The sequence below is a fragment of the Flavobacterium aquatile LMG 4008 = ATCC 11947 genome, from assembly GCF_000757385.1.
In the GTDB taxonomy this organism is placed as follows: domain Bacteria; phylum Bacteroidota; class Bacteroidia; order Flavobacteriales; family Flavobacteriaceae; genus Flavobacterium; species Flavobacterium aquatile.
The window spans coordinates 808,597-823,206 of record NZ_JRHH01000003.1 but is presented as its reverse complement, the minus strand read 5'-3'; the positions used below and the strand labels follow the sequence as shown (position 1 = coordinate 823,206).

The window sequence follows — 14,610 nt, the reverse complement described above, 5'->3', positions numbered from 1 at the left end:
AATAACTTTTATTAATTTTTTAATACATTTTATTTATTAATCAATACTATTTATATATTAATTAATAAAACATATAAATAAATATATAGACATTATATAAAAATTAATAAAAATCATCAATTTTTATATAAAAAACATTAATTAAATCTCATTATCATTCTAAATTCAAGTTAGCTATTTATACATTAAAACGTTTTCAGTTTATACAATAAAAATCTATCTTCGCTTTATTGAAATAATATTCCAATTGCTATTTAAATGAATCCATTACAAACTCCTATAGAATATCTAAAAGGTATTGGTCCTTCTCGTGGCGAATTGCTTCGAAAAGAACTCAATATTCATCGCTATGGAGATTTAATGAATTTATTTCCAAATAGATACATTGACCGAACTCGTTACTACAAAATCAATGAATTACAAGGAACAACTGCCGAAGTTCAAATTATTGGCAAAATAATTCATATGAAAACAGTTGAATTTGGTAAAAATCAAAAGCGATTAGTAGCAACTTTTACCGACGAAACTGGGCAAATGGATTTAACATGGTTTCAAGGTGTAAAATGGATTCGTGAAAGTTTAAAACTCAATGAAGTTTATGTGATTTTTGGAAAAACATCCAATTATGGTAGCCAATATTCAATGGCACATCCAGAAATGGAATTGTTGGCTGAGCATAAAGCAAGTTTAAGAAGTGCCATGCAACCAGTTTATCCAAGTACCGAAAAACTAACGCAACGCGGCATTACCAATAGAGTTGTAAACAAAGCCATGCAACAACTTTTTATTGAAACCAAAGCCCAATTTATAGAGACTTTACCATCCAATATTTTAGATAATTTGAAATTAATTTCTAAAAATGAAGCGATGTTCAACATACATTTTCCGAAAAGTCAGGAACTTTTGGCGAAAGCCCAATTTCGATTAAAATTTGAAGAATTGTTTTTTATTCAATTGCAATTAATTACCAAAAACTTAATTCGAAAACACAAAATTAAAGGACATCCATTTGATAAAGTTGGAACTAATTTCACCGATTTCTATAACAATCATTTACCTTTTGAATTGACTAATGCTCAAAAAAGAGTGATTAAAGAGATTAGAAACGACATGGGAAGTAATGCCCAAATGAATCGTTTGCTTCAAGGCGATGTTGGATCAGGAAAAACGATTGTGGCATTGATGTGTATGCTTTTAGCAAAAGACAATGGTTTTCAAAGTTGTTTAATGGCTCCAACAGAAATTCTTGCCAATCAGCATTTTATCGGTTTAACCGAATTGGCTAAAGATTTAAATATCAACATAAAAATATTAACAGGTTCAAGTAAAACTGCCGAGAGAAAAATCATTCACGAACAATTAGAAAACGGAACATTAGATATAATAATTGGAACTCATGCTTTACTTGAAGATAAAGTAAAATTTCATAATTTAGGATTGGCAGTTATAGATGAGCAACATCGTTTTGGTGTAGAACAACGTTCTAAATTATGGAAGAAAAACGAAATCCCGCCACACATTTTAGTGATGACCGCTACTCCTATTCCGAGAACTTTAGCAATGAGTTTGTATGGTGATTTAGACATTTCTGTTATTGACGAATTGCCTCCAGGAAGAAAACCAATTCAAACGGTACATCGATTTGATTCCAACCGATTAAAAGTATGGAAGTTTTTGAAAGATGAAATTGCTAAAGGAAGACAAGTTTATATTGTATATCCGTTGATTAATGAAAGTTCAACACAGGATTATAAAGACTTGATGGATGGATATGAAAGTATTTCTAGAGATTTTCCTTTGCCGAATTATTCTATCTCAATTGTTCACGGACAAATGAAACCAGCCGAAAAAGAAGCCGAAATGCAACGATTTGTTGCTGGAAAAACAAATATTATGGTTGCAACAACGGTTATTGAAGTTGGTGTTAACGTACCAAATGCAAGTGTAATGGTTATTGAAAGTGCCGAACGATTTGGATTATCTCAGCTGCATCAATTGCGAGGTCGAGTTGGTCGTGGTGCCGATCAAAGTTATTGTATTTTAATGACTGGATTCAAATTGAGCAACGACAGTAAAACTAGATTAGAAACCATGTGCAAAACCAACGACGGATTTGAAATAGCCGAAGTCGATTTGAAACTTCGCGGTCCAGGAGATATTTTAGGAACACAACAAAGTGGTATTCTAAATTTACAAATAGCCGATTTAGTTAAAGACCGAGATATTCTAATGGTTGCTCGAGAATACGCCATAAAATTATTAAAAGAGGACGCTTCTATGGAAAAACCAGAATATCAAAAATTGCGTGAAATCTTTATAGAAATGAGCGCTAAAAAGAATATTTGGAATTATATCAGTTAACAATTGTTACTAAATGTTAATGTTGTATCTACAAATGTTAAATAAAAATTAACTTCCAAAATTTTCCCAATCCTAAAATCTACTTTTGTTTATTAAACAATTTTTGAATACTAAAGTCATTCATAATTTATCTGCTATGAAAATAAAATACCTTGTTTACGCACTTTTAATAATTGGTCTTGGTGCATTTATCGCCTATAGAATTACAGAAAATAAAAGCGAAACCGAAGATCCAAAAGGAAAAGGTGGAAAAGGAAAAGAAATGACTGTTGGCGGCATTGTAGCCAAAACAGAAACATTTGATAATAATCTGTCACTATCAGGTTCTATTGAAGCCAACGAGCAAGTAGAAATTCGAAGCGAAGTATCTGGAATTGTTGAAAGTATCAATTTTAAAGAAGGTAGTTTTGTATCTAAAGGGCAATTACTTTTTAAAGTTAATGATGCCGAACTTCGTGCACAATTACGCCAAGCGCAAACCAAACAAGGATTAGCATCTGAAAATGAACGACGTGCAGGTTTATTACTTAAAAAAGAAGCAATAAGCCAAGAAGAATATGATATTTCTAGAGCAGATTTAAGAACGGCACAATCACAAAGTCAGTTAATTCAGGCTCAAATTGCTAAAACATCAGTTCGAGCTCCTTTTTCTGGTAAAATCGGATTACGTTCGATTTCGCCTGGAACTTACATTACTCCTACTATTCTGGTTGCCAATTTAGTAAATGTTTCCAAATTAAAAATTACATTTTCGATTCCAGAAAAATATGCAACTCAAGTAAAGCCTAATAGTAATTTAAGTTTTACCGTTACAGGTTCAACCGAAAAATACTCTGCCAAAGTATATGCAATTGAACCAAGTGTAGATGCAAATACTAGAACGTTACAAGTAAGAGCAATCGCTGAAAATAGCGATGGAAAACTTCTTGCAGGAACTTATGCCAATGTAGAACTACCATTAGAAATTATAAAAGACGCCATTGTAATTCCAACTGAAGCAATCGTTCCTGTTCAAAATGGTAAAAAAGTCTTTGTTTCTGAAAACGGAAAAGCCAAAGAAGTGATGGTAGAAACTGCAACAAGAACCGATTCTTCTATTCTAGTGTTATCAGGTTTAAAAGCAGGAGACACTATAATTACAAGTGGTGTTATGAGTTTGAAAGCCGATACACCAGTTAAAGTAAGAATCAAAAAGTAATGATTTTATGATTTTCAGTACTAAATCTGAAATCTAAAATCTGAAAATAAAAATATATGAGTTTATCAACGTTAAGTATCAAAAGACCCGTATTTACAATTGTTATCAATTTAGCAATTGTACTTTTTGGAGCTATTGGTTATTCTTTTTTAGGTGTTCGCGAATTTCCTTCGATTGATCCTGCACAAATATCCATTAGAACCAATTATGCTGGAGCAAATTCAGATATCATTGAATCACAAATAACCGAACCGTTAGAAAAAGCAATCAATTCTATCGATGGAATTCGAAATGTAACTTCTTCCAGTATTCAAGGAAGTAGTAATATTACAGTCGAATTTAATTTGGATAAAAACCTTGAAGAAGCTGCCAATGATGTTCGTGATAAAGTATCACAAGCCGTTAGAAGTTTACCGCAAGATATCGATGCGCCGCCGGTAGTTTCTAAAGCCGATGCTGATGGTCAAGCGATAATTTCGATGACCGTTCAAAGCGATACTAGAACGCCATTAGAGTTAAGTGATTATGCAGAAAACGTTATTGGTCAACGACTAGAAACTATTGCTGGTGTAAGTGGAATTCAAATTTGGGGACAAAAACGCTACGCCATGCGTTTATGGATTGATCCAGTAAAATTGGCTTCTTACGGTTGCACAGTTGCCGAAGTTCGTGATGCCTTAAACCAACAAAATGTTGAATTACCATCGGGAAAATTAACTGGAAGTAGTACTGAACTAACGGTAAAAACTGTTGGGAATTTGTCTAAACCAGAAGAATTCAATAATATAATAATTCGTTCAGAAGGTGAGAAAATCGTTCGTTTTAGCGATGTAGGTTATGCCGAATTAGGTGCAGAAAATATCGAAACCAAAATGAGTCAATCGGGATTACCACTTGTAGGAGTTGCAATAGTACCACTTCCTGGAGCAAATTATCTTGATATTTCTAAAGAATTTTATGCCGAATTTGAAAAACTTAAAAAAGATTTACCTAAAGATATTAAATTAAACGTAGTAATTGATTCGACTGTTTTCGTTAAAAAATCGGTTGTTGAAGTAGCAGAAACATTAGGGATATCCATTTTATTGGTAATCTTAATTATCTATTTATTTTTTAGGGATTGGGCAATTGCCTTTCGTCCTTTGATTGATATTCCTGTTTCATTGATTGCGACCTTTTTCATAATGTGGTTGTTTGGATTTTCAATAAACGTACTGACACTATTAGCAATTGTCCTTGCAACCGGATTAGTTGTTGATGACGGAATTGTAGTAACCGAGAACATTTATAAAAAAGTTGAAGAAGGAATGTCGCCTATTGAAGCTGCAATTAAAGGTTCAAATGAAATCTTTTTTGCTGTAATTTCAATATCAATTACTCTTGCCGCCGTGTTTTTACCTGTAATCTTTTTAGAAGGATTTGTGGGTCGACTCTTTCGAGAATTTGGCGTTGTAATTGGTGCCGCTGTTTTAATTTCGGCCTTTGTATCATTGACATTAACTCCGATGTTGAATGCGTATTTAATGAAAGGTGGCGAACAAAAAAAATCAAAATTCTATATTAAAACCGAACCTTATTTTGAAAAATTAAATTCAAGTTATGCGAGTTATTTGAATCGATTTATGAAAAGAAAATGGTTGAGTTTTCCAATCATCGCGATTTGTTTCGGATTGATTTATTTGTTTTTCAGTATTCTTCAAAAAGAAACTGCGCCTTATGATGATCGAAGCGCTTTAACAATGAGTATAACAGCTCCGGAAGGTTCGTCTTATGAATACACTGATAAATTCATGCAGGAAATTTCTAGATTGGTCGATGATTCCATTCCAGAAAAGAAAGTGAGTTTGATTATCACTTCACCAGGTTTTGGTGCTTCTACTGTAAATAGTGGTCGTGTTCGAATTGCATTATCAGAACCAAATGAAAGAGAACGTTCCCAAAAGGAAATTGCCGAAAAATTAACCAAATGGACTAAGCAATATCCAGATGCAAAAACATCGGTTGTTGAACAACCAACAATTGCGGTGAATCGACGTGGTGGTTTACCGATTCAATATATCATCCAAGCTCCAAACTTTGAAAAACTTCAAGAGAAGATTCCGCTTTTTATGGATGAAGCTAACAAAAATGAAACATTTTCTACCGTTGATGTAAATTTGAAATTTAATAAACCCGAAATCAACGTAACTATTAATCGTGAGAAAGCCGAAAGTTTAGGAATATCTGTTATTGATATTGCTCAAACATTGCAACTTTCCTTAAGTGGTCAGCGTTTTGGTTATTTCATGAGAAGCGGAAAACAATACCAAGTAATAGGACAATTTGACCAAAAAGACCGTTCTAAACCTTTGGATTTAACTTCAATGTTTGTCAAAAATAGTTCGGGGCAATTAATTCAAATGGATAATGTGGTTACGATTGAAGAAAAAAGTAATCCTCCACAATTGTATCACAATAATAGGTATATGTCGGCAACAATTTCTGCTGGATTAGCACCAGGAAAAAGTATCAACGACGGAATTGATGCGATGAACGAAATAAAAGCCAAAGTTCTGGACGATACCTTTACAACCGATTTAGGTGGAGAATCGCGAGATTTTGTCGAAAGTAGTTCAAATACCTCTTTCGCTTTTGGACTGGCTTTATTATTAATTTTCTTAATTTTAGCAGCACAATTTGAAAGTTTTATCGATCCTTTTATTATTATTTTGACTGTTCCAATGGCTGTTGCTGGAGCTTTATTTTCGCTTTGGTTGTTTGATCAAACTTGGAATATTTTTAGCCAAATTGGAACCGTAATGCTAATTGGATTAGTAACCAAAAATGGAATTTTAATTGTCGAGTTTGCCAATCAATTACGAGAACAAGGAAAACCAAAATTAGAAGCAATTCTAGAAGCATCAGAAGCACGACTTCGTCCAATTTTAATGACCAGTTTAGCTATTGCACTTGGAGCATTACCAATCGCTATGTCACTTGGTGCTGCTTCAACAAGTAGAATTGGTATGGGAGTTGTTATCGTGGGAGGAACAATTTTCTCGTTAATTCTCACACTTTTTGTAATTCCGGCATTGTATTTAATGTGGTCTAAAGCCAGAAAACATTACCCAGAATTTGATCATATTGATGAATATGAAAAATCCGTTAAATAACATGAAAATAAATAAAATTCAATTACTGATTATAATTTGTTTTAGCTTTTTTAAAACCAACGCACAAGAAGTTTTAACACTTGAAGATGCTGTGAAAATTGCGTTAGAAAACAATTATGAAATTAAAATATCAAAGAACGATTTACGAATTGATCAATCGAATGTTGCCTACGGAAATGCAGGTATGATGCCCAAATTAACTGCAAATGTTGTTGACAATAATAGTGTACAAAATACTTCACAAACTAGACAAGACGGAACAGTAACAGAACTTGATAATGCCAAAAACAATAGTCTAACCTACGGAGTTGGATTGGATTGGACTATTTTTGATGGTTTCAAAATGTTTGCCAAATTGGACCAATTAAAAACATTACAAAAGTTAGGTGAAGCCGAATTAAAGTTAACAATCATCACAAAAATAAGCGATGTAAATGCTACTTATTATGATTTGGTTCAACAACAACAACAACTTGCCGCTTTAGATTCTTCAATAGTAATTTCAAACCAGCGAGTAGAATTAGCACAAAACAGATATACTATCGGGAAGGCATCCAAATTGGAAGTCTTGAATGCGCAAGTAGATTTAAATACCGATACAACAACGTTATTGCGACAAAAAGAATTGTATGCCAACACCAAAACGTTATTAAATCAGATTTTAGCTCGTGATGTTAAAACAGAATTTAAAGTTATTGAACAAATTACTGTCGACACAAATTTATTATTACCTGAATTACAATCGCTTGCAGAAAAACAAAACCCGATTTTAGAAGCTCAAATACTGAATAAAAGAGTAGCCGAATTGCAATTGAAACAAGTCAAAGGAGATCGATATCCAATTTTACGATTAAACTCTGCCTACAATTTCTCAGAAAGTGAATCGAGTTTAGGCTTCGTTACCCAATCGTCTGCAAAAGGATTCAATTATGGTTTTACAGCAACTTTAAATTTATTTGATGGATTTGCACAAAACAGAAACGAAAAAATTGCTAAGATTCAAATAGAGAACTCAACAATTGCAATTGAGCAACAAACTCAAGCGTTGGCCACAACATTAACAACGTCTTATCAAACGTATTTAACCAACTTAGAACTTTCTAAATTGGAAGAAAAAAATGAAGCAATAGCCAAACAAAATTTAGATATTACCTTAGAAAAATTTCGAATTGGAACCATTGCAACATTAGAGTTTAGAACCGCTCAGCTCAATTATATCAACGCAAAAGTGAGAAATAGCAATACCCAATTTCAAGCAAAATTATCAGAAATTGCATTGAAAGAATTGGCTGGAAATCTAACTTTTTAAATTCTATTTGAACTGAAATAATAGTTATATTTGCGAAAAATAAGCTACAAAAATGGTTTCATACAACACCAAAGATTGGTTCACCTTTATCTTCAAATTTCATAAAGCAGATACTTTTAGAACATTGTTTCCTCTAATGATTGCAATTGGGATTTACTCTGGAATTGTTGGCTATTTAGAAGTTGAAATTTGGCAACTATCCGAGAAAAGTTATGTGAAAAACATCACAATAATGCACGGAATGTTGGGTTTCGTAATTTCATTGCTGCTGGCTTATAGAATAAACTCTGCCTACGATCGTTGGTGGGAAGGTCGAAAACTTTGGGGTTCTTTAGTAAATAATAGTCGAAATCTTGCCATAAAATTATCGGTAATACTTACGGATGAAAACGACCGAAAATTTTTTAGAAAATTAATTCCGAGTTATGCTTCCATTTTAAACAAACATTTAAAAGGAGAAGAAATTTCTAAAGAATTATTTGATGATATAAATTTGGAGCCACATCATAATCACAAACCCAATCAAGTGGCAAAAATTATGTTTCACAAGGTAAATGATTTATACAATTCTAAAAAAATTACTGGTGATCAATTGATAATTCTTAATGCCGAAGTACAATCATTTACGGATATTTGCGGAGCTTGTGAACGAATTAAAAACACACCTATTCCTTATTCCTACAGCGCATTTATAAAAAAATTCATCTTTTTTTATGTGATGACTTTACCTTTTGGTTATGCTTTTAGTTTAGGATACTATGTTGCTCCAGTAGTAGTTTTCATCTTTTATGTTTTGGCGAGTTTAGAACTTATATCCGAAGAAATTGAAGATCCTTTTGGAAGTGATGAAAACGATTTACCTACAAAGAAAATTGCCGAAAACATTAAGAAACATGTTGAAGAATTGTTATAGTAAATTATAATTTTTCAATAAATTTTGAGGAAATTTTATTCAAAACTAATTTTTTTTCTTAAATTAGTTTTTTATAATTTTCCTCATGAACAATCAAAGAACATTACTCACAAAACCCGAATTATCAACAGAAAAATCGCTAAAGACTTTAGTTGAAAACAGAACGGTTTACTCTTTGAATAATTGCGAACTCAATCTTTTTGAAACTTATCAAGAGTCGCAATTGGTTCCTTTAAAGTTCAATGATTTGGTAGTAACAAGTATGTTGCGAGGAAAAAAAGTAATGCATCTTTTTGACGAGCCAGGATTTGATTATTTACCAGGCGAAACGGTTGTAATACCATCGAATGTTGAAATGAAAATCGATTTTCCAGAAGCTTCCAAAAATAATCCTACACAATGTTTGGCGTTAGCCATTGAACAATCTAAAATAAAAGATACTTTAAGTTTTTTAAACGAACGTTATCCAAAAGAAGGTGTTGACAATTATTGGCAATTAAATTATCAGAATTATTTTTTTTACAACAATGTCGATTTAGCAGCAACAATCAATAAATTGATAAAAGAGTGCATGAGTACATCAATTACAAAAGATGCTCTGGCCGACTTGACTTTACAAGAATTGTTGATACGAATTATTCAAACGCAAACTGCAAAATCTATTGATGACGGATTATTTAGCAATCCAAATAATCCTATCTCTGAAGTGATTGAGTTTATCCGATTGAACTTAAAAGAAAATATTAATTTGAAAAGTTTAAGTGATAAAGCATGCATGAGTACGACATCATTTTACCGCTTTTTCAAACGAGAATTAGGCATGAGTCCGATTGAATTTGTCCTGAATGAAAAGATAAAATATGCCAAAAAATTGCTCAAAAATCCATCCATTCAAATTAACGAAGTGTGTTATTTATCTGGATTCGAAGATGCCAATTATTTCATTAGATTGTTTAAAAAGCATGAAGGAATTACTCCTAAACAATATCAATTGTTGTACGTGAATTAGTTATTCAATATATTTTACTGGTTCTAAATCTTTCTCTTCGTCTTCGGTAAAAATTCTATATTCAATTTGAAACGTTTTCTTCAAAGGAGTTTCTAATGAAAATCCACCAACTCCAAATGCATCAATTACTTTCAAAGTAAAATGCGCATGCTTCCAATATTCGAATAAATCTTTATCAACCCAAAACTCAGTATTTTCAAGAGTTCCGATGCAAACATCGCCCATTCGTTGGTAAAAACCACCTTTTTCAAAACATTGTGGCTGAGTTCCTTCACAACATCCGCCAGCTTGATAAAACATCAAATCGCCGTGTTTTTCCTGTAGAATATGTATTAAATCTATTGCTTCTTTAGTAGCATCAAGTCGTTTTGTCATTTGATAATTATTTAAATTCAAATTTAAAATAAAAAAACCTACAAGATCTAAAAAGACCTTGCAGGTTTGTTCAACAAATCAATAAACTAAAAGAATCCTAATTTCTTTTTATCGTAAGAAATCAACATGTTTTTAGTTTGACGGTAATGACCAAGCATCATTTTATGATTTTCTCTACCAATTCCCGATTGCTTGTAACCTCCAAATGGAGCTCCTGCAGGATACGAATGATATTGATTTACCCAAACTCTACCAGCTTGAACAGCTCTTGGAACTTGATAAATTTCGTGTGCATCGCGTGTCCAAACTCCTGCGCCAAGACCATACATAGTATCATTTGCTATAGCAATCGCCTCTTCTGTAGTTTTAAAAGTGGTTACTGCCAAAACTGGTCCGAAGATTTCTTCTTGAAAAATTCGCATCTTGTTGTGACCTTTAAAAATCGTTGGTTTGATGTAATAGCCACCAACATGATCGCCATCAAAAACATTTTCATCACCACCAGTTAAGACCTCTGCTCCTTCTTCTTTTCCTAATTTAATGTACGACATTATTTTCTCCTTCTGAACCAATGACGCTTGAGCGCCAATCATAGTTGCCATATCTAAAGGATTTCCTGCAACAATTGCTTCAGTTCTTTCGATAACTCTTGCTATAAATTTATCGTAAATATCTTCATGAACCAATAATCTTGATGGACACGTACAAATTTCGCCTTGATTTAAAGCGAATAAAACCGCACCTTCAATAGCTTTATCGAAGAAATCATCGTCGTGATCTGCAACCGATTTCATGAATATATTCGGAGACTTTCCTCCTAGTTCCAATGTAACCGGAATAATATTTTCTGTTGCATATTGCATCACTAATCTACCAGTTGTAGTTGAACCAGTAAATGCCGCTTTAGCTACTTTTTTATTAGTAACTAACGCACGACCTAGTTCAGAACCAAATCCGTTAACGATATTTACAACTCCTGGAGGTAATAAATCACCTATTAATTCCATCATAACCATGATAGAAATTGGAGTACTTTCTGCTGGTTTTAAAACAACAGTATTTCCTGCTGCCAATGCTGGAGCTAATTTCCAAACCGCCATTAATATTGGAAAATTCCATGGAATAATTTGAGCAATTACACCTAATGGTTCGCTTAAAGCTATAGAAACTGTATTGGCATCAAGTTCCGCAATCGAACTTTCCTCAGCACGAATTACGCCAGCAAAATATCTAAAATGATCAATTGCTAATGGCATGTCAGCATAAGTAGTTTCGCGAATTGGTTTTCCGTTATCTACAGCTTCAACTGCAGCTAAATACGCCAGATTATCTTCAAGAACTTGCGCGATTTTATTTAGTAAAATACTACGTTCAGTAACTGAAGTTTTTCCCCAAGTTTCAAATGCTTTGTGAGCGCTATCTACAGCCATTTCTAAATCTTCTTTAGATGAATGTGCTGCTTGAGTAAACACTTTTCCATCTATCGGAGAAACCACATCGAAATAGTTTCCGTTAATTGGAGCAACGAATTTTCCTCCTATATAATTATCATACTTTGCCTTAAAATCAGGTCTTTGTGCTATATTGCTCATATAATTTAAATTTTAGTTTTATCAAAAGTAGCTTCAATAATCAAATCTAAATAGCACAAAAAGTTCATTTGATAGCACAAAACCGCTAAGTCTATAATTTTAACATGCGTTAATTGCAAATTATAAAAAAATATAACGTTTATTTTATTAAATTAATAATTCAAAAGAAAGCTTTAATTGAACAAAATATAATTTGATGTAAATGCAACAATGCGTATCTTTGCCACCTCAAAAAATAAACGATTACCATGAAGATTTCTTACAACTGGATTAAACAATTTTTGAAAATAGATTCAACTACCGAAGATGTTGCTTCTATGCTAACCGATTTAGGATTGGAAGTAGAAATAGTTGAAAAATACCAATCTGTAAAAGGTGGATTGGAAGGTGTAGTTGTAGGTCATGTTTTGACTTGCGAAAAACATCCCGATGCCGATCGTTTAAATATTACAACTGTAGATTTAGGTAATGGAACTCCAGTTCAAATTGTATGTGGCGCAAGTAACGTTGCTGCTGGACAAAAAGTACCTGTTGCTACAATTGGTACAAAATTATTTGATAAAGACGGAATCGAATTTGAAATTAAAAAAGGAAAAATTCGCGGACAAGAAAGTCACGGAATGATTTGTGCAGAAGACGAATTGGGTCTTGGTACTTCTCATGATGGAATTATGATATTGGATTCAGAATTACAACCTGGAACTCCAGCTGCAAAAGTTTTTAATATTGAAAATGATGAAGTTTTTGAAATTGGATTGACTCCAAATCGCGCCGACGCTATGTCACACATGGGTGTTGCGCGAGATTTAAGAGCAGGTTTAATTCAGAAAAATACAAATTCTTCTTTAGAATTGATTACTCCTTCTGTTTCAACCTTTAAAGTTGATAAAAGAACCCTTAAAATAGATATTGATGTTAAAGATGCAACTTTAGCACCAAGGTATTGTGGAGTTACTATTTCTGGAGTATCAATAAAACCATCTCCAAGTTGGTTGCAAAACCGATTAAAATCTATCGGATTAACTCCAAAAAACAATGTAATTGATGTAACTAATTATGTTTTACACGAATTAGGTCAGCCGTTACATGCCTTTGATGCTGCAAAAATCAACGGAAAAGTAACTGTAAAAACGGTTGCTTCTGGAACAAAGTTTACAACGCTAGATGATGTTGAACGAACATTGCATGAAGAAGATTTATTGATTTGTGATGATAAAGGTCCGATGTGTTTGGCTGGAGTTTTCGGTGGAAAAAATTCGGGAGTTTCAGAAAATACAACAAGTATATTTTTGGAAAGCGCTTATTTTAATCCGGTTGCGATTCGTAAAACGGCTAAACGTCACGGTTTAAGTACCGATGCATCATTCCGTTTTGAAAGAGGAATTGATCCTACAATTACCGAATATGCATTGAAACGCGCTGCACTTTTAATTCAAGAAGTTGCTGGTGGCGAAATCACTTCTGATATCATTGACATTTATCCGAAAAAAATTGAAGACTTTGCTGTTTTCTTAAATTTTGAAAAAGCTAATAAATTAATTGGTCAAGAGTTACCAAAAGAAACTATTAAAAAAATCGTTGCTTCGTTAGACATCAAAGTAAATAGTTCATCAGATGCTGGTTTGGGATTAATAATTCCTGCTTACAGAGTTGATGTTCAGCGTGAAGTTGATGTAATTGAAGAAATTTTGCGTGTTTACGGATACAACAATATCAACTTTACTAAGAAGTTTCATGCGACGGTTGCCAAAGCGCCAAGAACAGAAGATTATAAAGTTCAAAATATTGTAGCATCACAATTGAATTCGTTTGGATTTCATGAAATGATGGCCAACTCTTTAACAACTCCAGATTATATTAAACTATCGGAATTATTGAAAGAGGAATATAATGTAGTGATGTTAAATCCGTTAAGTAATGATTTATCGGCAATGCGCCAATCGATGTTATTTTCTGGATTAGAAGCGGTTTCCTATAATATCAACAGAAAAAATAGCGATTTAAAATTATTTGAATTTGGAAAAAGCTACCGCAAATTATTGTCTGGATTTAATGAAAAGAAACATTTAACGTTATTTTCAACTGGAAATAGAGCTTTAGAAAGTTGGACAAATGCACAAAAACCAACTGATTTCTTCTTATTTAAAGGATATGTAAATTCAATTTTATCACGATTAGGATTTGATAAAACTCAAAATGCGCCAGTAGAAAATGATGTTTTCGCAGAAGGAATTGGATTCACTTATGGAAATGATGTTTTGGTAGAAATGGGAACGGTTAAAAAATCGATACTTAAACATTTTGACATTAAACAAGAAGTATTTTATGCCGACTTCAATTGGGATTTGGTTTTAAAATTATTATCGAATAAAATAAAATACACTGCAATTCCGAAATATCCTGAAGTTCGAAGAGATTTTGCTTTATTGGTAGATTCTTCTGTAGCATTTGAATCGGTTTATAAAGTGGCTCGTCAAACAGAGAAGTCACTTTTAAAAGAAATCAATTTATTTGACGTTTATGAAGGTAAAAATCTACCCGAAGGAAAAAAATCGTATGCAGTAAGTTTCATTATTCAAGATGCAACCAAAACACTTACCGATACTCAAATTGACAAAATAATGAGTAAGTTACAAAATAACTTTGAATCCGAACTTGGAGCGCAACTTCGATAAAAAATTAAATAGAATATTAAAAATCC

9 protein-coding genes are annotated in these 14,610 nt (G+C 32.8%); 7 read left to right on the top strand and 2 right to left on the bottom strand.

Annotated elements, in window-relative coordinates; translation table 11 throughout:
• Positions 1 to 258: 258 nt before the first annotated feature.
• From recG to LG45_RS09700, 6 genes are all read left to right on the top strand, one after another.
• Positions 259 to 2,361, top strand: coding sequence for an ATP-dependent DNA helicase RecG (gene recG, locus LG45_RS09725; RefSeq protein ID WP_035126594.1), 2,103 nt, complete (start codon positions 259 to 261; stop codon positions 2,359 to 2,361).
• Positions 2,362 to 2,497: 136 nt separating this feature from the next.
• Entirely contained in the window at positions 2,498 to 3,559 is a 1,062-nt protein-coding gene (locus LG45_RS09720; protein ID WP_035126591.1) for an efflux RND transporter periplasmic adaptor subunit, read from the top strand.
• Positions 3,560 to 3,615: 56 nt separating this feature from the next.
• Positions 3,616 to 6,711, top strand: coding sequence for an efflux RND transporter permease subunit (locus LG45_RS09715; RefSeq protein ID WP_035126589.1), 3,096 nt, complete (start codon positions 3,616 to 3,618; stop codon positions 6,709 to 6,711).
• A gap of 1 nt (position 6,712) precedes the next feature.
• Positions 6,713 to 8,020: a TolC family protein gene (locus tag LG45_RS09710; RefSeq protein WP_081932065.1), complete on the top strand. Its 1,308-nt coding sequence runs from the start codon at positions 6,713 to 6,715 to the stop codon at positions 8,018 to 8,020.
• A gap of 52 nt (positions 8,021 to 8,072) precedes the next feature.
• Entirely contained in the window at positions 8,073 to 8,933 is an 861-nt protein-coding gene (locus LG45_RS09705) for a bestrophin family protein (protein WP_035126586.1), read from the top strand.
• 85 nt (positions 8,934 to 9,018) lie between these two features.
• On the top strand, positions 9,019 to 9,942 hold the full coding sequence (locus tag LG45_RS09700; RefSeq protein WP_035126584.1) for an AraC family transcriptional regulator: 924 nt from the start codon (positions 9,019 to 9,021) through the stop codon (positions 9,940 to 9,942).
• On the opposite strand, the gene LG45_RS09695 is transcribed toward LG45_RS09700, so the two are convergent.
• Together LG45_RS09695 and LG45_RS09690 are read right to left on the bottom strand one after the other, a co-directional pair.
• The gene (locus tag LG45_RS09695; RefSeq protein WP_035126582.1) at positions 9,943 to 10,317 is read right to left on the bottom strand and encodes a DUF779 domain-containing protein; all 375 of its coding nucleotides are present in this window, start codon (positions 10,315 to 10,317) and stop codon (positions 9,943 to 9,945) included.
• A gap of 86 nt (positions 10,318 to 10,403) precedes the next feature.
• A complete protein-coding gene (locus LG45_RS09690) occupies positions 10,404 to 11,909 on the bottom strand; it encodes an aldehyde dehydrogenase family protein (RefSeq protein WP_035126580.1) in 1,506 nt (501 codons plus the stop codon).
• A gap of 248 nt (positions 11,910 to 12,157) precedes the next feature.
• On the opposite strand from LG45_RS09690, the gene pheT reads away from it, so the two are divergent.
• Positions 12,158 to 14,584, top strand: coding sequence for a phenylalanine--tRNA ligase subunit beta (pheT, locus tag LG45_RS09685; RefSeq protein ID WP_035126578.1), 2,427 nt, complete (start codon positions 12,158 to 12,160; stop codon positions 14,582 to 14,584).
• The last annotated feature ends 26 nt before the right edge of the window (positions 14,585 to 14,610 follow it).